Raw genomic sequence first — 21,966 nt, 5'->3', positions numbered from 1 at the left:
AGCGTCGCCGCCGGCGGCCCCCGCGCCCCCCCCCGCCCGCCCGCCCCGGGCCGCCCCCCCCCCCCCCCCCCCCGGGGCCGGTCAGTGCACCTGGCGGCCGTCGGCCGACCAGTAACGGGCCCGCAGCGCCTTCTTGTCCGGCTTGCCGACCGCGGTCAGCGGCAGCTCGTCGAGGAAGTGCACGGCCTTGGGCGCGTGCACCGACCCCTTGCGCTCCCGGACCAGGGCGATCAGCTCCTCCGCGGACGCCCGCGCGCCCGGCCGGAGGACGACCAGCGCCGTCACCGCCTCGCCCCACCGCTCGTCGGGGACGCAGATGACCGCCGAGGTGCCCACCGCCGGGTGGGTGCCCAGCACCAGCTCCACCTCGCGCGGATACACGTTGAACCCGCCGGAGACGATCATGTCCTTGGTCCGGTCGACGATGGTGAGGAAGCCCTCGGGGTCGCGCCGGGCGACGTCGCCGGTGTGCAGCCAGCCCCCGGCCAGCGCGGCGGCGGTCTCCTCCGGCAGCCCGTCGTAGCCCTGCATGACCAGCGGGCCCTGCACGCAGATCTCCCCCGCCTCGCCGTCGGGCACCTCCTGCCCGCGGTCGTCGAGGAGCGCCACCCGCAGCCAGGGCAGCGCCCGGCCGCAGCCGGCCAGCCGCTCGGGGTCGTCGACGTCGTGCTCCTCCGGGCGGAGCAGCGCGATGGTCATCGGCGCCTCGGCCTGCCCGTAGAACTGGGTGAAGACGGGACCGATGCGCTGGATCGCCTCGCGCAGCCGGGTGGGGCTGATCGCCGAGGCGCCGTAGAAGACCGCCTGCAGGCTGGACAGGTCGTACTCGTCGAGGCGCGGGTGGTCGAGGAGGGCGTAGAGCATGCTCGGCACCAGCATCGTCGAGGTGATCCGGTGCTCCTGGATCGCCTCGAGCACCTGGCCGGCGTCGAACCGCGGCAGCACCACGAGCGAGCCGCCCCTGAGCAGCACCGGCAGGAAGACGCTGGCGCCGGCGTGGCTGAGCGGGCTGCAGACCAGGTGCTTCGGCGCGTCGGGCCACGGCCACTCGGCCATCATCAGCTCGGTCATGGCGATCGCGCTGCGGTGCGTGTGGACGACGCCCTTCGGCCGGCCGGTCGTGCCGCCGGTGTAGGCGGTGTAGGCGTGCGCGTCGGGGTCGAGCACCGGCGGGCGCAGCGGCCGCGGCGCCATCGCCGCGGCGGCGGCCACGACGTCGGTGCCCACGGGCGAGGGGCCCAGCGCCAGCAGCCGGCGCAGCCCCGGCAGCCGCTCGGCGAGCTCGGCCGCCCGCTGCCCGTAGATGGCCGGGTCGAACACCAGGGTGTCGATGCGGGCGTCCTCGAGCACGTAGGCGTGGTCGTCGAGGGAGCCCATCGGGTGCAGGTTGGTGGTGCGGCTGCCGGTGAACAGCGTCGCGCTGCTGGAGACCAGCACCTCGGGCCGGTTGGCCGAGAGGGTGGCGACGGCGCTGCCGCCGTCGACCCCCAGCGAGGCGTAGACCTGGGCGAAGCGGCTGATCTGCTCGGCCAGCTGCCGGGCGGTGAGCACCTCGCCGCCGATGGACAGCGCCGGCCGGTCGCCGGCCCGGGTGAGCGCGGCGGCCAGGACGTCGGCCCGCAGGGCCCGGCGGTGCAGCGCGGGCTCGGTGGCGGTCGGCGGGGCGGAGGTCATGCGCCCAGGATGTCGGGGCGTCCCGCTGTCGGGGACGCGGCCTCCCGCTCGACGGGCCGCGCCGCGCAGCGTGTGCGCCCAGGCCTCGTTCCGGGGCCGATCCTGCGGTGTCAGCGCACACGCTGCCCGGGGCCCGAACGCGGACGAGCCCGCCCCCGGGATCCGGGGACGGGCTCGTCAGAGGAGCTGCTTACGCCGACTTCTCCCGCGGCGCGCGGGTGGGCTTGCGGGGCACCAGGGTCGGGTTGACGTGCTCGAGCACGACCTCCTTGGTGATCACCACGGAGGCGACGTCGTCCCGGCTGGGGACGTCGTACATCACCGACTGCAGCACCTCCTCCATGATCGCGCGGAGCCCGCGGGCGCCGGTGCCACGGAGGATGGCCTGGTCGGCGATCGCCTCGAGGGCGTCGTCGGTGAACTCGAGGTCGACCCCGTCGAGCTCGAACAGCCGCCGGTACTGGCGCACCAGGGCGTTCTTGGGCTCGGTGAGGATGTTGATCAGCGCCTCGCGGTCCAGCTTCTGCACGCTGGTGATCACCGGGAGCCGGCCGATGAACTCGGGGATCATCCCGAACTTCAGCAGGTCCTCGGGCATGACCTCGGCGAAGGCGTTGGCCTCCTCGATCTCCTTCTTGCTGCGGATCTCGGAGCCGAAGCCGATGCCCTGCTTGCCGGCCCGCTGCTCGATGATCTTCTCCAGGCCGGCGAACGCCCCGCCCACGATGAACAGCACGTTCGTCGTGTCGATCTGGATGAACTCCTGGTGCGGGTGCTTGCGCCCGCCCTGCGGCGGCACCGAGGCGGTGGTGCCCTCGAGGATCTTCAGCAGCGCCTGCTGCACGCCCTCGCCGGAGACGTCACGGGTGATCGACGGGTTCTCGCTCTTGCGGGCGATCTTGTCGACCTCGTCGATGTAGATGATCCCGGTCTCGGCGCGCTTGACGTCGTAGTCGGCGGCCTGGATCAGCTTGAGCAGGATGTTCTCGACGTCCTCACCGACGTAGCCGGCCTCGGTGAGGGCGGTGGCGTCGGCGATGGCGAACGGCACGTTGAGCATCCGCGCCAGCGTCTGGGCCAGGTGCGTCTTGCCGCAGCCGGTGGGGCCCATCAGCAGGATGTTGGACTTGGCCAGCTCCACCGACTCGTCACGGCTGGAGTTGCCCCCGGCCTGGACGCGCTTGTAGTGGTTGTAGACCGCGACCGACAGCGCCCGCTTGGCCTTCTCCTGGCCGATGACGTACTGCCCGAGGAAGTCGTGGATCTCCTTGGGCTTGGGCAGCTCGTCGAACTTCAGGTCCGAGGACTCGGAGAGCTCTTCCTCGATGATCTCGTTGCAGAGGTCGATGCACTCGTCGCAGATGTAGACCCCGGGGCCAGCGATGAGCTTCTTGACCTGCTTCTGGCTCTTCCCGCAGAACGAGCACTTGAGCAGGTCACCGCTCTCACCGATTCGTGCCACCTGCTGACCTCCACCTCGGGATTGCCAGGCCCTGGGATGAGGACCCGCATGGGAATGTGTCGCTGATGTGCCCGGACGCGGCCCCGCTGCCGGAGTGCTCCGCGAGGCTCTCCTCCCGGACTGGCCGCCGGGGATCGGGCGCTGATCGACCGTACCTGCCGCCACCGACGCCCCGGGGCAATGACGCACCCGGGGTTCCGGACGCCGGCCAGTCAGTCGCTCGCTGCACTCCTCCCCCAGACGGTACGGGCCGACGCCCCGACATGCGAAGCCTCGGCCCGCACCGAACGGGTCAGCTGGGCAGCGCGTTGAGCTTGCGGCTCTGGATCACCTGGTCGACGATCCCGTACTCCTTGGCCTCCTGGGCCGTCAGGATCTTGTCGCGGTCGATGTCGCTGCGGACCTGCTCGGCCGTCCGGCCGGTGTGCCGCGCGAGGATCTCCTCCATCTGCGTGCGCACCCGCTCGATCTCGGCGGCGTGGATCTCCAGGTCGGAGACCTGACCGCCGGCCTCGCCGGAGGGCTGGTGGATCAGCACCCGGGAGTAGGGCAGCGCGAGCCGCTTGCCGGGCGTGCCGGCGGCGAGCAGGACGGCGGCGGCGGAGGCGGCCTGGCCCATGCACACGGTCTGGATGTCCGGACGGACGAACATCATCGTGTCGTAGATGGCCATCAGCGAGGTGAACGAGCCACCGGGGCTGTTGATGTAGATCGTGATGTCGCGGTCGGGGTCGGCGGACTCCAGCGTGATCAGCTGGGCCATCACGTCGTTGGCCGAGGCGTCGTCGATCTGCACCCCGAGGAAGATGATGCGCTCCTCGAAGAGCTTGTTGTACGGGTTGCTCTCCTTCATGCCGTAGCTGGTCCGCTCGACGAACGAGGGCAGCACGTAGCGGCTCGAGGGGAGCTGGAAGTCACTCATCGAAGTCAGTCCTCGCAGCTCAGTTGTCGGTGACCGGGTTGGCACTGTCGGTCATGGTGGCGCGGCTGACGACGTGGTCGACGAAGCCGTACTCGAGGGCCTCCTGCGCGGTGAACCAGCGGTCGCGGTCGGAGTCCTTCTCGATCTGCTCGACCGGCTGACCGGTGTGCAGGGACTGCAGCTCGTTGAGCTCGCGCTTGGTGCGGCGGAACAGGTCGGCCTGGATGGCGATGTCGGCCGCGGTGCCGCCGACGCCGGCGGAGGGCTGGTGCATCATGATCCGCGCGTGCGGCAGGGCGTAGCGCTTGCCCTTGGTGCCCGCGGTGAGCAGGAACTGGCCCATCGAGGCGGCCAGGCCCATGCCGTAGGTGGCGACGTCGCAGTCGATGAACTGCATGGTGTCGTAGATCGCCATGCCGGCGCTCACCGAGCCGCCGGGCGAGTTGATGTACAGGTGGATGTCGCTCTTCGGGTCCTCGGCCGACAGCAGCAGCATCTGCGCGGCCAGCTGGTTGGCGATGACGTCGTCGACCTGGGTGCCCAGGAAGATGATCCGCTCGCGCAGCAGGCGCTCGTAGACCGAGTCGTTGAGGTTCATCCCCCCGGCGCCGCCGCGCATCAGCGGGCTCGCCGGGTTCGGGTGGGTGCTCACGGGTGTGGTGACCTCCGTAGACGGTCGGACAGTCGGTCTGGAGTGGACGGTCGGGTGGTGGTGCAGGCCCGGAGGCGCGCGGCCCGGGGAGCGGTACCCCTCGGTGTGCGCCTGAGTCCTGTCGACCCTAACGCGCACCGCCGACGCACCAGTCCCGGCCGGGGGCCTGTTCGCCGTGGGCGCAGCGGTGTCGCCCGGACGGTCGCCGAAACGCACCGACGCCGCCCCTCCCCCGGTGTCGCGGGGCAGGGACGGCGTCGGTGAGGACGGCGTCTGCCGACTACTTCTGGACGTCCTCGGTGTCCTCGACGGCACCCTCGGTCGCCTCGACGGCGGCCGCGTCGGCGACCTCGGCGTCGGGCGCCTCGGTCTCCGCCTCGGCGTCGTCGGCGTCCGCGTCCGCGTCCGCGGCGGCGCCGGCCTGGACGGTGCGCGGGCGCAGCGCCTCCAGGTCGACGACGTTGCCCGAGGCGTCGGTGATCGTCGTCTGCTCGAGCAGCTGGGCGAGGGCCTTGGTGCGGCGCACGTCGGCGACGAACTCGGCGATGTTGCCGCCCTGCTGGAGCTGCTGGGCGAACTGCTCCGGGCTCATCCGGCTGCGCTGGGCCTGGGCCATGATCTGCGCCGAGAGGTCGTCGTTGTCGACGGTGATCTCGCGGGCGTCGGCGATGGCGTCGAGCACGAACTGCGTCTTGACCGCCTGCTCGACGTTGCTGCGCAGGTCGGCGTCGTAGGTCTCGCGGTCCTCGACACCCATGGCCTGCAGGTAGGCGTCCCAGTCCATGCCGGCGCCGCGCAGCTCGTTCTCCATGGCGTTGTTGCGCCACTGGACCTCGCGCTCGACCAGGTTCTCCGGCAGCGGGACGTCGACGACCTCGAGCAGGTGCTCGAGCAGCTTGTCGCGGGCCTGCGAGCCCTGCTGCAGCACCTTGGTGCGGCCGAGACGGGTGCGGACGTCGTTCCGCAGCTCCTCGAGGGTGTCGAACTCGCTGGCGGTGCTGGCGAAGTCGTCGTCCAGCTCCGGCAGCTCCTTCTCCTTGACCGAGCGCACCGTGACGGTGACCTCGGCCATGCGGCCGGCGTTCGGGCCGTTGAGCAGCGCCGTCTCGAAGGTCTTGGACTCGTCGGCGGACAGGCCGCGGATGGCGTCGTCCAGACCCTCCATGAGCTGGCCGGTGCCGACCTCGTAGCTCATGCCGCTGGTGGAACCGTCCTCGAGCACATCGCCGTCGAGCTTGGCCTCCAGGTCGATGGAGACGAAGTCGCCGTCCTGGGCGGGGCGGTCGACGCCGGTCAGCATGGCGAAGCGCTCGCGCATGACCGAGATCTGCTCGTCGATCTCCTCGTCGGTGACCTCGACGTCGTCGACGGTGACCGAGAGGTCGTCGAGCGACGGCAGCTCCAGCTTGGGGGCGACGTCGACCTCGGCGGTGAAGGCGAGGGTGTCGTTGTCGTCGAGGCGGGTGACCTCGATGTCGGGCTGGCCGATCACCCGCACCTGGTTCTCGCGGATGACCTCGGAGTAGACCTCCGGGATCGCGTGGTTGACGACCTGCTCCAGGACGACCGGGCGGCCGACGCGGGTGTCGATGACCCGGTTGGGCACCTTGCCGGGACGGAAGCCGGGCACGCGGACCTGCCGGCCCAGCTCCTTGTAGACCTCACCGAAGGCGTGGTCCAGGTCCCCCCAGGGCACCTCGATCGCCATCCGGACCCGCGTGGGGCCCAGTTCCTCGATGGTGCTCTTCACAGCGCAGTGCTCCTCGGGTGTCGCAGTCGGGGGTGGGCGCCGAAGGGAGGGACGGCGCCGGTCGACCCCCGAGTCTAGAGACGTCGCGGACAGCGACGGTCGGGGTGGCGGGATTTGAACCCACGGCCCCCCGCTCCCAAAGCGGGTGCGCTACCAAGCTGCGCCACACCCCGTGGCCGTTCGAGTCTAGGTGGGCGGGGCTCCGGGCCGCGCCGGCCACCTGCCTGGAGGGTGCCGCTACGCTGGTCGGGCACCTCCGCGGGTGTAGCTCAATGGTAGAGCCCCAGCCTTCCAAGCTGGCCATGCCGGTTCGATCCCGGTCACCCGCTCCACGCACTGACCAGCAGATCTGCTCGTCTGCGCAGCTCAGCGCGGCCTTGGCGCCGCTCCCGTGCCTTGAGGGTGCTGACCGCTGCTGACCGCTGACCACCGGCTTTGGCCGGTGCTTAAGGCACGGATAAGGCACGCCCCGACCGTGGATGGCCTCGGCGTCATGCAGCTGTAGGGCACGGGCCGCCAGCCCACGAGCGACGCGGGGTACGGACGGCCAGGTGTCATCTCGTGGCTGGCCTGTGCCCCATCGGCGGCGGCCGGCGCACCGTGATCGCGTTCTGGCCGTCCCGTGTCGTTCACCCGTCGTGGCGGATATCAAGCGGGGGCAGGGAGTCCACCACCTTGATCGTCTCCAAGGAGACTGTGACGATGCGCGCCAGCAGGTCGACGATGTAGCGCGGATCGCCGACTTCGCGGGACCAGTCGTTGGGGTCGTTGACGATGCTCGACGCCTTGTCGGTCTTCACCCAGTAGCGGTCGATGATCCACTCGATGGCCGACCGGCTTCCCAACGCGTACCGGTACGCCTCGTCTGGGACGCCGCGCAGGGTGATCCGGTCGTTGTACCGGATCACCGAACGGTCGTGTCGCAGCCCCGCGGCCTTCTGCTCCGCGGTCGGCTTGCCGAAGGTCATCTTCTTGTCCCCGACGGCGAAGAACCCGTAGTCCGCCTCGCCACCGGGACTGGAGGCGTCGAGACCCTCCAGCGGGTACGGCTCGACCGTCTCGTAACCCAGGTGCAGTGCGGCCAGCTGCTTACCTGCGTCGGCGAAGGCGCGGAAGTCCTTGGCGAACGGGATGCGCGGCAACATCTTCTTCAGGTCGGCCGCGTAGGTCTCCCGGTACTCCGGCGAGTGCAGCAGGCCGTAGACGTAGTCGAAGATGTCGTCCTTGCTGATCGACTCACCCGGGTAGGCCATGGTGAACGCCGCAAGGGCCTCGTCGGTGATGTTGTCGATGCGCCGGTAGCCGTCGACCACCTCAGCATCACCGTGGACGTCGAACATTCCAGAGTCGTCGACCTTCTCGTACCGCCACCGCGCGAAGAATTGACCACCCGAGCCTGCTCCCGTGACATGCAGGTCGGGAACTACGTCGAGAGCAAGAACAGAGAAGGGGACGGCGGATCCGGATCCCACCTGGTACACGCCGACGTTTGTAGCCTGCCGATGGGGAAAGAGGTTCGGAATACGGTATCGGCGTTCGATAAGAGCATCGTCGCGATAGCACACCACCTTCGTGAACGGTCGATAGATGGCATTCACGCTTGCCTGGCTGCTAAAGCTGAGTCGCTGCCCGCGCGCGTGAGCCGCCTCCAGGCTGCCACTCCACGCAATCAGGGCCGGATCCGTCGTCCTACTGCCCGAGGCCAGCCCGTCGTACTCCCGGCTGGCCTACTCCGAGCTGCTCACCGACGAACGCGAGGAGACCGCCGCAGCCTTCTAGACTCGAGCGAACGCCTACTTCACCGCCTGCGGCATCACCGTGGCTGGTTGCTGACCGAGAACGGCAGCTGCTACCGCTCCGGCCTGATCGCGGCCGCCCTGGCCGGCATCGCACACAAGCGCACCCGGCCCTACCGGCCGCAGACCAACGGCAAGGTCGAACGGTTCCGCCGGACGCTGCTCGGGGATAGGCCTACGCCCGCCCGTACGCCAGCGACACCGAACGCGAAGCGGCCTACCCAGCAGGGCTGCACCGGTATGACCACCACCGCGGCTACACCGCACTCAGAGCGCGACCTCCGGCCAGCCGCGTCACCAACTCCACGGGTCAGTACAGCTAGGCCGGGTCGTCCTCCGGCGCGCGGTGGGCGCACTCGAAGCGATGCCGCCCCGATCCGACCCGTCGAGGCGCGGAGTCAGCGGCCGGCAACGTGACCCAGGCAGTCGCCCCCGGGGGGACGAGCACCTCCAAGCGGAGCCGGCCCTTCGCCCGATGCCAGGAGACCTCGGCTCGCCCATAGGGGGTGATCCGCACCGACGACGCGGAGGTCAGCCCACCGCCGGGGCGCGGGGCGACCGCGATCTCCCGGTATCCGGGAACCGCCGGCGCGAGGCCGGCGACCGTCCGGTGCAGCCAGTCCGCCACTGCGCCGAAGGCGTAGTGGTTGAACGAGGTCATCTCCCCGGGGTTGACCGACCCGTCAGGCAGCAACGAGTCCCACCGCTCCCAGATCGTCGTCGCCCCGAGCTCGATCTGGTACAGCCAGCTCGGGTGCCGCCGCTGGAGCAGCAGCTGGTAGGCGTCGTCGACGTACCCGGCGTCGGTGAGCACGTCGCAGATCAGCGCCGTGGCGAGGAAGCCCGTGCCGATGGTGTGCCCGGCTCCCCGGACCAGCTCGACCAGGCGTCGCGCGGCGGCCGCCCGGTGCTCATCACCGTCCAGGAGGTCGAAGGCCAGAGCGAAGACGTAGGCCGCCTGGGTATCGGCGGTCATCCGCCCGGGCTCCCGGACGAAGGCCTGCCGGAACGCGTCGGCGACCTCTTCGGCGAGTATGCGGTACCGGCGGGCCTCCTCGTGCACTCCGAGGACGTCGGCGACGCGGGCGAGGAGCCCGGCGGACCGGGCAAAGTACGCGGTCGCGACGAGCTCACCCGGCGTGGCGCTGGCACCCGGCTGATCCGGTGGCGCGGAGGGGTCCAGCCAGTCGCCCAGCTGCCGGCCAGCGGACCAGACGCGATCGGGGCCGGCGGCTTCGGTGACCGCGTCGACCCAGGCACGCATGCTCGGGTATTGCCGGCGCAGAATCTCCTCGTCACCGAAGTGTTGGAAGAGCACCCACGGGACGACGACGGTCGCGTCCCCCCAGCCGGCCATCAACGGTCGCCCCGGGGGCACGGGGAAGGACATCCGGACCGGGATGTCCGGCGCGAAGAGCGGGGGGATCGCCGCCGGGTCGTCGGCCTGGTCGGCGGCGAGGTCGCGCAGCCAGGAGGTGAGCATGCCGGCGCAGTCGTAAAGCGAGGCGGCCGTCGGCGCGAAGACCTGCAGGTCACCGGTCCAGCCGAGCCGCTCGTCGCGCTGCGGGCAGTCCGTGGGCACGTCCACGAAGTTGCCGCGCATCCCCCAGACCACGTTGGCGTGCAGCCGGTCGAGGTCGCGGTGGGAACTGGTGAACGTGCCTGTCGGGGTCATGTCCGTGTGCAGGACGACGGCCTGTATGTCGTCCGCTGTCGGTGTGCCGGGCCAGCCCTCGACCTCGGCGTAGCGGAAGCCGTGGACCGTGAACCGCGGCTCCCACTCCTCGACCGCTCCTCCCGCCGTCGTGTAGCGGTCGGTCGCCGTCGCGCCGCGCAGCGGCCGCGTGCAGAGCTCCCCGCCCTCGAGCACCTCCGCGTGCCGCAGCGTGACCGTCGTCCCCGACGGTCCGCTGACACGGATCCGCAGGCGGCCGACGAGGTTCTGGCCGAAGTCCACGATCGTGCGCCCGGACGGCGAGGCGATGATGGACACCGGGCGGACGACCTCGATCCGCCGCACCGGGGGTCCGTCCGGCGACGCGAGGCGCCCGACGTCGAGGTCGAGCACGTCCACTCCGGACCAGTCCTCGATGTCGTGCCCAGGCAGCGACCAGCCCGGGCGGTCCCGGCGGGCGTCGTGGGTCTCCCCCTCCAGCAAACCGGCGGCCGTGACGGGCCCCGAGACCGAGCGCCAGGAGGGGCCGGTGACGACGGTCCGTGTCCGCCCGTCGACGTAGCGAATCTCCAACTGCGCGAGCAGGCCGGTGCGGTCGCCGTAGATGTCCCGGATGCCGCCGTTGAACCCGAGCCGGCCGCGGAACCAGCCGTCGGCCAGGTGCGCGCCCCAGGCGTTCCTGCCCGGGCGGAGCAGCGCGGTCACGTCGTGGGTCTGCACCCGGAGCCGGTGGTGGTAGCTCGTCCAGCCCGGGGCCAGGACCTCGTCCCCCACCACGGCGCCGTTGAGCTGCAGCTCGTAGATGCCGTGCGCGGTTACGTACAGCCGTGCCGACGCGATCTCGCCGTCGAGCGTGAACTCCTCGCGGAGGAGCGCCGCCGGCCGGGGGTCGTCCGCCGTCGGGTCGTCGCACGCCGGGCTGACCATGCCGGCGGACCAGTGCTCCGCGTCGAGGCCGGCCTCCACCTGCAACGGGTCGCTCCACGGCGTCCCGACGTTCCCGGCCCAGCACCGGACCCGCAGCTCCACCCGCTCTCGCGCGCGCAGCGCCGGGCCCGTCCACGGCACGAGGACGCTGTTGCCGGAGTCGACCACGTCGGTCGTGACGCGACCGGAGCCGCGTCGCTCGATCTCGTAGCGCGTCTGACGCCATCCCTCGGGCGCCCCGTCGACCCGCCAGGACAGACGCGGGCGGCGCTCGCCGATCCCGAGAGGGCAGTCGAGGTGCTCGACCCGCAGGCCGACTGCCCGGGGCGCGGCCGGGTCATTCTTAACCGTCATGGGTCCCCTCCCACCGGGCGAACTCCTCGAACTTGGCCACCATGTCCTCGACCATCAGGCGGGTGTCGAGGCCGCTGTAGACCCGGATGGGCCGGCCGTCCCGCCAGTCGACGACGGTCCCGTCGTCGGCCAGGCGCGGCGCGGGGCGCACCACGTAGTCGCTGGAGGCGCTGTCCGCCGCGAAGCTGGACTGCAGCGCGGTCAGGAGGACGAGCGGGTTGTCGCCGAGGCACCACACCTCCGACCGGCCGGCGCCCCGCCGCCAGACGTACTCGTGGAGGGCACCCATCACCGCCTCGTGCAGCCAGGCGCCGAGCCGGCCCTGCGTCGCCACCCGGCGGCGCAGCTCGGCCAGCGAGACCTCACACCGCCGGTAGACATCCCGAGGCACCTGCCACAGCGGGATGTCGGAGTCGAACACGACCTGGGCGGCGATCGGGTCGATGACGACGTTGAACTCCGGCATCGCTTCGGTCCGATGGGGGCCGTCGGGTCCCGGGTACTCGTCGCCGCCGATCCACACCACGGTCAGCCGGGCCGCAACGGACGGCTCCATCAGCCAGGCGCTGGCCAGGTCCGTCAGCCCGCCACCGCAGGCGACGAACAGTGGCCGGGGGTCGTCACGGCCGGCCTCGTCGATGATCGCCCGCGCCCCGGCGGACTCCCGCGGGGTGCGGGCGTCGGCCAGCGGCTGCTCCGCTCCGGGCACGACGAGGTCCGGGGCGTCCAGCCCCATCACGTCGAGGAGCTCCCCGGCCTTGGCGCAGGCGAGTGCGGCCGAGTCCGGTACGGGCGGGAAGGGGCCGCCCACGGGTAGGTGGGAGCCGATCACCCGGCGGACCTCCACGCTCGGGGAGAGCAGGTGGTGGGCGAGCTGGAAGAAGTCGTCGGGGTCCCCGGCGAAGTCGTTGTCGACCAGGACGCGGGAGCGCGGCGGCGGGGCCTGCGGATCCGCCTCGAGCCACGGGGTCTCTCCCGGCGTCCAGCGAGCGGGACTCACGGCGCTCAGCCCAGCTCGCGCCAGCGGCGACGCAGCGTGAAGGCCGACGCCTTGGGCCGGCGGTCGCGGGTGAACACGCCCTTCTTGTTGCCGTCGACCCGGGTGATCCCCGACGTCGTGGCGAAGTCGGCGAAGTTCCACACGTGCTCGCCGACGACGGCGTCGACCCGGTCGAAGACCCGGTGGTTCATCTCCAGGAACTCGACCTGGTACTCCTCCGTCCACGGCTGCGGAGTCACCGAGTGCAGGCCTGCCACGGTGTCGGCGCCATACTCCGTGACGATGATCGGCTTGCCGTCGGCAGCCCACTGCTCGAGCTCGGCCTGCCACACCGTCTCGGCCGTCTCCAGGTCGCCGGTGAACGCGTACCAGCCGAAGTAGCGGTTGAGCATGACGACATCGGCGTACTGCGCCAGGCGGTCCTGCCCGTGAGGCGCGAGCCACACGTTGACGTGGCCCACCGGCCGGGTCGGGTCCAGCTCACGGGTGAGCTCGAACAGCGGCCGGAAGTACTCCTCGGCCGCCTCGGAGGTGGACTCCGGCTCGTTGGTGATGCTCCAGAGCACGACACTGGGGTGGTTCTTGTCCCGTGCGACGAGCTCGCGGATCGCCTGGGCGTGGTTCCGCTGCCCGGCCTCCGCGATCGTCTCCGGGGAGAAGGTCGGCGCCATCGCCTTGCCGGTGATGCCCCCGATCAGAGACAGGTTCTGCCCGACCGCGGCGGTCTCGCCGATCACCACGATGCCGTGCCGGTCGGCGTGGTCCAGGACCTCTTCGGCGTACGGGTAGTGCGAGGTCCGGAAGGAGTTGGCGCCGCACCACTCCATCAGGGCGAAGTCGTGGACCATCAGCACGTCGTCGTGCCCCTTGCCGCGGAACGGCGCGTCCTCATGCTTGCCGAACCCGCGGAAGTGGAACGGCTCACCGTTGATCAGGAACTGGGTGCCGCGGACCTCGACGGTGCGGATGCCGACCGGCAGCGTGTAGGAGTCGACGACGTCCCCGGCAGTGAGCTCGACGCGCAAGTCGTACAGGTAGCCCTCCCCCGGCCGCCACGGGTGGACGTCGGCAACGGAGAGCGTCCCGGTGGCGCCGCTCCCCGTCGCCACCTCAGCACCGGCGCCGTCCAGCAGCGTGATCCGGACGTCGCCGTCGGCGTCCACCGCGTAGTCGACCGTGCCCGTCGTCCCCTCGAGCCCGGTGACCACGGTGACGTCCCGGATGAAGGCAGGGGGTGTGCAGTAGAGCCACACCGACCGGTGCAGCCCGGCGTAGTTGAAGAAGTCGTGGAAGTAGGTCTGCTTCCGGCCGCGGGGGCCCTGCTCGACGATGCCTGGCGGCACCGACTCCCAGGTCAGCCGGTTGTCGACCACGACGGTGACCCGGGCCTCCTCGCCGGGGCGCACGTGCTCGGTCACGTCGGCCTCGAAGGGCGTGTAGCCGCCCTCGTGCCGGGCGACCTCGATCTCGCCGACCCAGACGACCGCCCGGTGGGTGGCCGCGTCGAAGCGCAGCACCACCCGCTGGCCGGCCCAGCCCCGCGGCACCCGGACGACCGTCTGGTACCAGGCGTCGCCGACGTGGTCGCGTACCGCCGCGTCGGCTGGGATGTCGTTGTAGCTGGCCGGCACCGGCATGTCTCGGGCCCCGGCCAGCGGCTGTCGCCACCAGCCCTGCTCACGGCCCTCGTCGGCGGGGTCGAGGCGGAAGCGCCAGATGCCGTTCAGGTTCTTGCGCTCGCGGGTGGGGCCGTCCTGGGGGCGGAGCATCGGGTCCTCTCGGTCTGTGCGGTCAGGCCGCGGCAGGTGGGGCGGGCTGGTCGGTCAGGAGCCGACGGGCCTCCCGGCGCTCGGCCTGACGGTCGGGGTCGGGGACCGGCGAGGCGAGCAGCAGGCGCTGGGTGTAGGGGTGTTGCGGCGTCCGGGTGACCTGCTCGGCCTCGCCCTGCTCCACGAGGTCGCCCCGGTAGAGGACGGCCACCCGGTGGCTCACGTGCCGGACGACGTCGAGGTCGTGCGAGACGAACAGGTAGGCCACCCCCGTGTCGCGCTGGATCTCCAGGAAGAGGTCGAGGACCCGGGCCTGCGTGGAGAGGTCGAGGGCGCTGACCGGCTCGTCGCACACGATCAGGCGCGGTCGCAGGGCCAGCGCCCGCGCGATGGCGATCCGCTGGCGCTGGCCGCCGCTGAACTCGCGCGGCAGCCGTCGCATGGCGTCCTGCGGCAGGTGGACCCGGTCGAGCAGCTCCTGCACACGGGCCCTGGCCTCGGCGCCGGCGACGCCCTGCACCGACAAGGGCTCGGCCAGGGTGTCGCCGATCGTGCGTGCCGGGTTGAGCGAACTGTAGGGATCCTGGAACACGACCTGGAGGTCCCGGCTGAGGGCGCGACGCTCACGTCGCGAGGCCGCGGTGATGTCGCGGCCGGCGAAGTGGATCCGGCCGCCGCTCACCGGCGCGAGGCCCAGGACGGCCCGGCCGATGGTCGTCTTGCCTGAGCCGGACTCGCCGACGAGCCCGAGCGTCTCCCCTGCCGCGACCTGGAGGGAGACACCGTTCAGCGCCTGGAAGGGCTTGCCGAAGCGCTTCTTCGGCTTGAACCGGACGACGAGGTCGGCCACGTCGAGCAGAGGTCCCGCGGCCGGGGCGGTGGGGTTCATCGGGTGACCTCCAGGGCGGGCTGCTCCCCCGACGGCGCGGTCAGCGGCGTCAACGGCGGCTTGTCCTCCAGGACCGCGCCGAGCAGCGCACGGGTGTAGGGGTGCTCCGGTGACTGCAGGATCGCCCGGACCGGGCCCTCCTCGACGATCCGCCCGGACTGCATCACTGCCACGCGGTCGCAGATGTCGGCGACCACGCCGAAGTTGTGGGTCACGATGAGCACGGCCAGGTCGAGCCGCCGCTGGAGACCGCGGAGCACGTCGAGCACCTCCGCCTGCACCGTGACGTCCAGGGCGGTGGTCGGCTCGTCGGCGATGACCAGCTCGGGCTCGCAGCTGATGGCGCCGGCGATGAGCACCCGCTGCGCCATGCCGCCGGAGATCTCGTGCGGGTAGGCGGCCATGGTGCGCTCCGGCTCCGGGATGCCGACGCTGGCCAGCAACTCCACTGCCCGCCGCCGCGCCTCCTGCTTGGAGATGCCGAGGAGCTTCACCATGGGCCGGGTCAGCTGGTGACCGACCGTGAACGCGGGGTCCAAGTTGCTCATCGGCTCCTGCGGGATGTAGCCGATCCGCCGACCCCTCAGCGGCCGCAGGCGGCCTTGCTCGACGACCACGTCCCCCGACGCGACCGTGTACGACCCGTCGAACTGGATCGTCCCCGCCGTGATCAGCGCGTCGTCCGGGAGCAGCCCGAGGACCGAGAACGCGGTCTGCGTCTTGCCCGACCCGGACTCGCCCACGAGGCCGAGCACCTCGCCGCGGTCGAGCACGAGGGACACGTCCTGGACGACCTGCTTCACCGTGCCGTCGGCCTGCGGGTAGCCGACGCCGAGGCCGGAGACCCGGAGGAGATGGTGCTCGGTGCCGGCGTCGACCGCGGCCGGCTCCTGCCCCCGGCGGCGGCCCACGGCCGCCCGAGCGGCGTCCCGTGCCCGTGCGCCCCTCGCACCGGCCCCCTCCGGGTCCTCGACCGCGTCCCGGACGGCGTTGCCCAGCAGCACGAGAGCGGCGATGGCCAGGCCGATCGCCAGCGCCGGCCACAGCAGCACCAGCGAGTTCTGGTAGACGCTGCGGAAGCCATCGCTGAGCATCGACCCCCACGTCGGCACACGCGGATCACCCAGCCCCAGGAACTCGAGACCGGACTGGACCGCGATCGCCACGCCCGCCACCGCGGCGGTCTGGATGATGAGGGGGGCCCGGACGACGGACAGCACGTGGCGGCGCAGGATCCGGCCGTCGCTCAGCCCGGAGACACGCGCCGCGTCGACATACAGCTCGTTGCGGACGGACTGGACCACCGTGCGGGTCAGCCGGTAGTAGCCCGGGGCCAAGATCACCCCGAAGGCGATCATCGCCAGCCACACCGAGGGGCCGAACGCGGCGCGCACCGTCAGCAGCACGATAATCCCCGGCAGCGCGAGCAGCACGTTCGTGACCCAACTGGCCACGCCGTCGAAAATCCCGCCGAAGTAGCCCGCCGCCAGGCCCGCGGGCAGGCCGACGGCGAGGGCGACGACAACGCACAGGGCGGCCGCCAGAAGGGTCGTCCGCCCGCCGACCAGCAGGCGGCTGAGGATGTCTCGTCCGCCGCTGTCGGTGCCCAAGAGGTTGTCCCCGTCCGGCGACGCGAGGACCTTGCCGATGTCGGCGAAGTTGACGTCGGCGGGCGCGAGCCAGTGCGACAGAGCGGCCGCCAGCACGATGACCACGAGGATCGCGGTGGCAATGAGGCCCAGCGGGTTGTGCAGGAGCCGGCGCATGAGGGATCCACGGGTCCGTGCGACGGGCGCCGCTGCCGTGGGCTGCAGGATCTCGCTCACGCGACACGCACCTTGGGGTTGAGCCAGCCGTTGGCCAGGTCGACGAGCAGGTTGACGACGATGACGATCACCACGGTGTAGACGACGACACCCATCACCAACGGCAGGTCTCCGGTGGTGGTGGCCTGGATCGCCAAGGTGCCGATGCCCGGCAGCGCGAAGACCTGCTCCAGGACGACGACCGCGCTGAGCATGCCGATGAACTGCAGGCTCAGGACGGTCAGGCCGGTCGGTGCCGCGCTGCGGAGGACGTGCCGGGTGAGGATCTCCCGTTCGGGCAGTCCGCGGCTGCGCAGCGTGCGGACGTAGTCCATCGCGTACTGGGCGATGACCGCGCTGCGGACCTGCTGCGCGGTGCTGGTGACCCCGTTGATCAGCAACGCGACGACCGGCAGCGTCAGCGAGGCGATCCACGCGGAGTCCCACCGCCCGGGGGTCAGCGTGCTGACCGCCGGGAACCAGCCCAGCTGGATGGCGAACACCGCGACCAGGAACAGGCCGATGAGGAAGCCCGGGATCGCGGTGCCGATCACCGCTCCGACCTGGACGAAGCGGTCCGCCCACCCCCGCTTGACCGCCGCCAGCGTGCCGAGCGCCGTCGCCACCACCGCGATCAGCAGGATCGCCACGACCACCATCGTCAACGTCACCGGGAGCCGCGTGGTGATGGCGTCGACGACCGGCTGCCGGTTGAACCACGACCGGCCGAAGTCACCGCTGAGGGCGCCTGCCCACCAGTCACCGAGCCGGCTGAGCAGCGGGCGGTCGAGACCCAGCTCGGCCTCCTTGGCCGCGATCTGCTCAGCGGTCGCCTGGTCACCCAGGATGTTCCGGGCGATGTTGTCCGTCGCCGCGTACAGCAGGACGAAGGTCAGGCAGCACACGGCGGCGAGCACGACGAGGCCTGCGACGAGGCGGCGCAGGAGGAAGGACGACATGGGGCTCTCCGTGGCCGGGGGGTGCGGTGGATGCGCGGGATCCCCGGGGAGCGGGCGTCGGGACCCGCTCCCCGGGAGCTCTCAGCCGGCGGGCGTGTAGTTGTAGATCGAGGGCACGGCCTGCTCGACCTGCGGCTCGACCTGCACCGTGTCACCGCGGACGGCGAGGATGCCCTGCTGCCGGAACCACGGGGCGAACCAGGCCTGGTCGACCAGGTACTGGTTGAGCTCCTGTGCCGCCGCGTCACCGTCCGAGCCACCGGCGCGGACCCGGTCGATCAGGCCCTGGAGCTCGGCGTCCGTGGAGTCGAAGGGGTTGTACAGCGCCTCCGTCGAGAGAAGCTGCTGGATGGCCACCCAGGACGGTCCCTGGAAGAGGACCCACCAGCCGGCCGCGTAGTTACCGCTGCCGAGCTCGGTCTGGTAGTTCTGCACCGGCACCGAGGTGGTCTCGACCGTGATTCCGATGTCGGCCAGCGGCTGGACGAAGAACGGCGCGACCGAGGACATCGGCTCGGCCAGGGGGACGGTCAGGGTGAAACCGTCTGGGTACCCGGCCTCGGTGAGCAGCTCACGTGCCCGGTCGGGGTCGAAGCCGTAGGCTTCGTCGAGCTCTTCGACGTAGGCACTGCTGTTGGTCCCGAAGACCTGGCCGGTCACGTCTCCGTAGCCGCCGCCCAGCTGGGCGAGGATCGTGTCGCGGTCGAAGGCGTAGTTGATCGCCTGGCGGACCCGGACGTCGGCCAGCTCTGGGTTGACCTCGCCGCCGCGGTCGAAGAGCAACAGGCCCATCCAGTCGGAGTCGTAGGTGACGACGTCCACTCCGGACCCCTCGGCCTGCCCGACGGTGCGGGCGTCGAGCGGGACCGCGTCGACCTGGCCGGACGTCACGGCGTTGACCCGGGCCGCCGAGTCGCTGAGCACCTTGAGGGTGATGGCGTCCCAGTGCTGCAGGTCGGGGTTCCAGTAGTCGTCCCGGGCGGTGAACACGTACTGGTTGCCCGCGACCGACGACGTGGTGTCCATCTCGAAGGGGCCGGTGCCCACGGGTGCCGCGGCGAGCTCGTCACTCGCGAGCTGCTCCGGGCTCGCGACGAGGCCGGCGGCCTGGCTCAGGTAGTAGTCGAGCGCAGGGTTGGGCTGGGACAGCCGGATCTCGACGGTGTCCTCGTCGACCGCGGTCACCTCGGACACATCGGCGAGCTGGTTGGCCTGCGGACCGTTGGCGGTGCGGAAGTGGTCGAGGTTGGCCTTGACCGCCTCGGCGTCCAGCGCCGCCCCGTCGCTGAACGTGACGTCGGTGCGCAGGTCCAGGCTGAAGGTGGTGTTGGTGTCGTCGGTGTAGCCCCACTCGGTGGCCAGCATGGGGCTGAGCGTCCCGTCCGGCTCCCGCAGGATCAGGGTGTCGTAGGCCAGCTGGTAGGGCACAAGCTGCGGGCCCACGCCCGCCTGGCCCGGGTCCCAGGACCGGATGTCCTGGATCTGGCCGAGGTTGAGCATGGCCCCGCGGGTGCCGTCGGCCCCCGCGCCGCCTCCCCCGCTGCCGGAGTCGGACGACGAGCAGGACGAGAGGGCGGCGGCGCCGGCCGCCGTCAGTGCGGCGATCCGCAGGCTCTTGGGGAACGTCATCGATGAGGTCCTCGGGTGAGTGGCGACGAGACGGTGGGCGACATCCGATGAGCCGCCGGCTGGCGACCGCAGCCGGGGGACGTCCGGGTCATTGCGAAGTACGTCACAGGCTCCACGGCTGAGGCAATCGGTTGCCACGAGTTGTCGCGAGGCGGCGGCCGCATGCTGGATCCTCTATCCCGCAAAGGCTCAGAAACCCGCTGGTCACCCCAGCGTAACCGGCGGCGACCGGTCCTCTCGCCGCCGGAGATAGGAGGGAGATGCCCGCGGCGAGCGGTTGCCGCACGAACGAATTGGCACCTAGCGTGCCGGAGCACTCGACGGAGAGGAGCAGGTCCGTGACCGGCAGTTCTGCGGCACCCCGTGCGGTGACCATCTACGACGTGGCCGAGGCCGCGGGCGTCGCGCCGTCGACGGTGTCGCGCGCCTTTTCCCGGCCGGGTCGGGTGAACTCGGCCACCGCCAAGCGGATCCGAGAGGTCGCCGACCGGCTCGGCTACCGCACCAACGTGATGGCGCGGGCACTGTCCACCGCCCGGACCCGCATGCTGGCGGTCGCGGTCGCCGACATCGCCAACCCCTTCTACGCGGAGGTCATCCGGGGCGCCCAGGCGGCGGCCGCCGAGGCCGGGTACACACTCCTGCTGGCCGACACCCAGGAGTCGGAGAAGCTGGAGCGGGAGTCGCTGGAGCGCGCCCTGCCGACGGTGGACGGGGTGCTGCTGGCCGCGACCCGCATGTCGGACTCGACCATCCGCGTCCTGGCGAAGCAGAAGCCGGTCGTGGTCCTGAACCGGGCGGTCGTGGACGTCCCCTGCGTCGTCGTGGACAACGCGCGCGGACTCCAGCTGGCCACCGAGCACCTCGAGCAGTTGGGCCACCGGTCGATCACCTACGTGGCCGGGCCCGAGGCGTCCTGGGCCGACGGGATGCGCTGGCGGTCCCTGCTGGAGGCGACCGCCGACCGCGGCATCCGGGTGCGCCGGATCGGCCCCCACTCCCCCGACGTCCCGGGCGGCATCCGGGCGGCCGACGACCTCGGCGCCCGGCCGACCTCGGCGGTCATCGCTTACAACGACCAGGTGGCGATCGGCGTGATCCGTGGCCTGGCGGCCCGCGGCGTGCGGGTCCCCCGCGACGTGAGCGTCGTGGGTTTCGACAACATCCCGGCCGCGGACCTGGTCACGCCGGGCCTGACCACAGTGGCCGCCCCGATCCGGCGCGAGGGCGACGCGGCCACCCGGCACCTGCTGCGGCTGGTCGAGGGCGAGCGGGAGCGCGTGGGGCCGCCCGCCGTCCTCCCGGTGCGCCTGGTGGTCCGCGGCTCCACGGCTCAGCGCAGCCGGAAGAGGACCTCTCCGGCCTCCGGGACGACGAGCGTCTCGCCGTCGGCCGCGAACGCGCTGATGTCCACAGCCGCCGGGTCGAGGTAGTCGAGGTTCGCCGCACGGACGACGTCCTCGGGGATGCCGGTGGCCAGCACCACGCGCAGCCGGCACCGCTCCCCGTGCTCGGCGTCGTAGGTGCCAGCGCCCCGCAGGTGCGTGGAGTGGGCGAGCACGCCCCAGTGCAGGTGGGAGAACCGGTCCCACTGCTGCACGAAGTAGTCGCGGCAGTGGTAGCCGATCCGCTCGATCTCCGGGTGCATGGCGGAGATCTGGGTGATGTGCGGCGCGTAGAGGACCACCTCGCCGCCGTCGGCCACCACGGGCTCGACCTTGTAGAAGCCCTTGGCGGCGGTCCACATGTCGTCGTACTTCTCGGGGATCACCGACAGCACCCGACGGACCGGGGCGTCGAGGTAGCGCACGTGAGTCTGCGCCGACACGTCCGCCGCCGCCCCCCAGGCCGCTTGAGGGTCGCCGAACGCGGCGGCGTGCAGGGCACCGCTGCCAGACTGGGCGACGACGCACAGGGCCAGGCGCTCGGCGGGGACCATCGCCGCGGCCTCGTCGATCAGGGCGCGGACCGGTGTCGTCCCGCGGGTGCCGATGATGTCCGCGCTGGTGATGAGCGCGCCGAGCCAGTGCGAGAGGTCGATGATCTCCTGCCCGGCCACCCCGGGGAAGAAGTACTTGTTGCCTCCGGAGAAGCCCACCACCTCGTGGGGGAAGACCGGCCCGACGACCAGCGCGACGTCGTGCTCGACGACGGCCCGGTTGAGCCGGACGTCGACGGCCTGCTGGAGCCGACCCTCGGACAGCTCGGCCACCCGCTCCGCGGGGATCTCGCCCAGCGAGACGAACGTCGCCGGGTCGGCCCACTCGTGGTTGAGCACGGTCATGCCCGGATAGCGCGCGCCGAGGTCGCCGGCCGGGTACCCGAGGTGCCGGGCGAGGTGGGCCTCGGTCATCGGGGCGTGCGTGCCCAGCGCGATGAGCACGGTCAACCGGGTCACCCGGCCGATGAGCGCGCCGTGAACGGCGGTCAGGAGCAGCGGCAGCGGGCAGCTGCGGGTGGCGTCCGGGACGACGACGCAGACGCTGCGCCCGTCGAGGTCCGCGGCGGCGAGCTGCCCGGCGACGAAGGCCGCCACCTCCTCGTCGGTCAACACCGAATCCGGCCCGCCGACGGCGGCAGCGGTTCGAGCGGCGGCGGGCGTGTCCACGGTGGTCGTCACCCGGCCACGATCCGTCGACCCGCTCCCCGGCGGCAAGGGCCCGCGGGAACAGATGGCAACCGCTGCGGCGCGCCGAGGCGCGG

Annotated in this window: 15 protein-coding genes, 2 tRNA genes and 1 pseudogene; 3 read left to right on the top strand and 15 right to left on the bottom strand. The window is 71.6% G+C overall.

Annotation, left to right across the window (positions count from 1 at the left end; all coding sequences use genetic code 11):
• Nucleotides 1-81 precede the first annotated feature (81 nt).
• The 6 genes from ACI79R_RS19375 to ACI79R_RS19350 all read right to left on the bottom strand — a co-directional run bounded on the left by ACI79R_RS19375 (nt 82) and on the right by ACI79R_RS19350 (nt 6,633).
• Nucleotides 82-1,674 (bottom strand): AMP-binding protein, encoded by a 1,593-nt coding sequence (locus tag ACI79R_RS19375; RefSeq protein WP_456575293.1) that lies wholly within the window; start codon nt 1,672-1,674, stop codon nt 82-84.
• Between the two features lie 190 nt (nt 1,675-1,864).
• A complete protein-coding gene (clpX, locus tag ACI79R_RS19370; protein ID WP_456575292.1) occupies nt 1,865-3,136 on the bottom strand; it encodes an ATP-dependent Clp protease ATP-binding subunit ClpX in 1,272 nt (423 codons plus the stop codon).
• Nucleotides 3,137-3,428: 292 nt separating this feature from the next.
• Complete coding sequence (locus ACI79R_RS19365) at nt 3,429-4,058, bottom strand: ATP-dependent Clp protease proteolytic subunit (RefSeq protein ID WP_456575291.1); 630 nt, start codon at nt 4,056-4,058, stop codon at nt 3,429-3,431.
• Nucleotides 4,059-4,077: 19 nt separating this feature from the next.
• On the bottom strand, nt 4,078-4,710 hold the full coding sequence (locus ACI79R_RS19360) for an ATP-dependent Clp protease proteolytic subunit (RefSeq protein ID WP_456575290.1): 633 nt from the start codon (nt 4,708-4,710) through the stop codon (nt 4,078-4,080).
• Nucleotides 4,711-4,990: 280 nt separating this feature from the next.
• Nucleotides 4,991-6,460: a trigger factor gene (gene tig / locus ACI79R_RS19355; protein ID WP_456575289.1), complete on the bottom strand. Its 1,470-nt coding sequence runs from the start codon at nt 6,458-6,460 to the stop codon at nt 4,991-4,993.
• A gap of 99 nt (nt 6,461-6,559) precedes the next feature.
• A tRNA-Pro gene (locus tag ACI79R_RS19350) sits at nt 6,560-6,633 on the bottom strand.
• A gap of 85 nt (nt 6,634-6,718) precedes the next feature.
• On the opposite strand from ACI79R_RS19350, the gene ACI79R_RS19345 reads away from it, so the two are divergent.
• Nucleotides 6,719-6,792, top strand: a tRNA-Gly gene (locus ACI79R_RS19345).
• Between the two features lie 297 nt (nt 6,793-7,089).
• Here ACI79R_RS19345 and ACI79R_RS19340 read toward each other — a convergent pair.
• Complete coding sequence (locus tag ACI79R_RS19340; RefSeq protein WP_456575294.1) at nt 7,090-8,112, bottom strand: type ISP restriction/modification enzyme; 1,023 nt, start codon at nt 8,110-8,112, stop codon at nt 7,090-7,092.
• A gap of 40 nt (nt 8,113-8,152) precedes the next feature.
• Between ACI79R_RS19340 and ACI79R_RS19335 the strand changes: the two are divergent.
• Nucleotides 8,153-8,579 (top strand): annotated as a pseudogene (locus ACI79R_RS19335) (integrase core domain-containing protein); the annotation flags it as partial.
• Here the strand turns inward: ACI79R_RS19335 and ACI79R_RS19330 are convergent.
• From ACI79R_RS19330 to ACI79R_RS19300, 7 genes are all read right to left on the bottom strand, one after another.
• Nucleotides 8,576-11,212: a family 78 glycoside hydrolase catalytic domain gene (locus ACI79R_RS19330; RefSeq protein WP_456575288.1), complete on the bottom strand. Its 2,637-nt coding sequence runs from the start codon at nt 11,210-11,212 to the stop codon at nt 8,576-8,578. The pseudogene ACI79R_RS19335 and the gene ACI79R_RS19330 sit on opposite strands and share 4 nt — an antisense overlap.
• On the bottom strand, nt 11,202-12,212 hold the full coding sequence (locus ACI79R_RS19325) for a nucleoside hydrolase (protein WP_456575287.1): 1,011 nt from the start codon (nt 12,210-12,212) through the stop codon (nt 11,202-11,204). The genes ACI79R_RS19330 and ACI79R_RS19325 overlap by 11 nt, the downstream gene beginning before the upstream one ends.
• 5 nt (nt 12,213-12,217) lie before the next feature.
• Complete coding sequence (uidA, locus tag ACI79R_RS19320) at nt 12,218-13,981, bottom strand: beta-glucuronidase (RefSeq protein ID WP_456575286.1); 1,764 nt, start codon at nt 13,979-13,981, stop codon at nt 12,218-12,220.
• Nucleotides 13,982-14,003: 22 nt separating this feature from the next.
• Nucleotides 14,004-14,870 carry an ATP-binding cassette domain-containing protein gene (locus ACI79R_RS19315; protein WP_456575285.1) on the bottom strand — a complete coding sequence of 289 codons (867 nt, stop codon included), beginning with the start codon at nt 14,868-14,870 and terminating at the stop codon, nt 14,004-14,006.
• Nucleotides 14,867-16,636 (bottom strand): dipeptide/oligopeptide/nickel ABC transporter permease/ATP-binding protein, encoded by a 1,770-nt coding sequence (locus tag ACI79R_RS19310; protein ID WP_456575284.1) that lies wholly within the window; start codon nt 16,634-16,636, stop codon nt 14,867-14,869. The genes ACI79R_RS19315 and ACI79R_RS19310 overlap by 4 nt, the downstream gene beginning before the upstream one ends.
• Before the next feature lie 56 nt (nt 16,637-16,692).
• On the bottom strand, nt 16,693-17,634 hold the full coding sequence (locus ACI79R_RS19305) for an ABC transporter permease (RefSeq protein ID WP_456575283.1): 942 nt from the start codon (nt 17,632-17,634) through the stop codon (nt 16,693-16,695).
• Nucleotides 17,635-17,715: 81 nt separating this feature from the next.
• Nucleotides 17,716-19,263 carry an ABC transporter substrate-binding protein gene (locus ACI79R_RS19300; protein ID WP_456575282.1) on the bottom strand — a complete coding sequence of 516 codons (1,548 nt, stop codon included), beginning with the start codon at nt 19,261-19,263 and terminating at the stop codon, nt 17,716-17,718.
• 338 nt (nt 19,264-19,601) lie between these two features.
• On the opposite strand from ACI79R_RS19300, the gene ACI79R_RS19295 reads away from it, so the two are divergent.
• Nucleotides 19,602-20,696, top strand: a complete 1,095-nt coding sequence (locus ACI79R_RS19295; RefSeq protein WP_456575281.1) for a LacI family DNA-binding transcriptional regulator — start codon at nt 19,602-19,604, stop codon at nt 20,694-20,696.
• Here the strand turns inward: ACI79R_RS19295 and ACI79R_RS19290 are convergent.
• Nucleotides 20,597-21,883: a lactate racemase domain-containing protein gene (locus ACI79R_RS19290; RefSeq protein WP_456575280.1), complete on the bottom strand. Its 1,287-nt coding sequence runs from the start codon at nt 21,881-21,883 to the stop codon at nt 20,597-20,599. The genes ACI79R_RS19295 and ACI79R_RS19290 overlap by 100 nt on opposite strands.
• Nucleotides 21,884-21,966: the final 83 nt, after the last annotated feature.

This window comes from Blastococcus sp. SYSU D00820, assembly GCF_054050695.1.
This window is presented reverse-complemented; position numbering and strand designations above follow the sequence as displayed.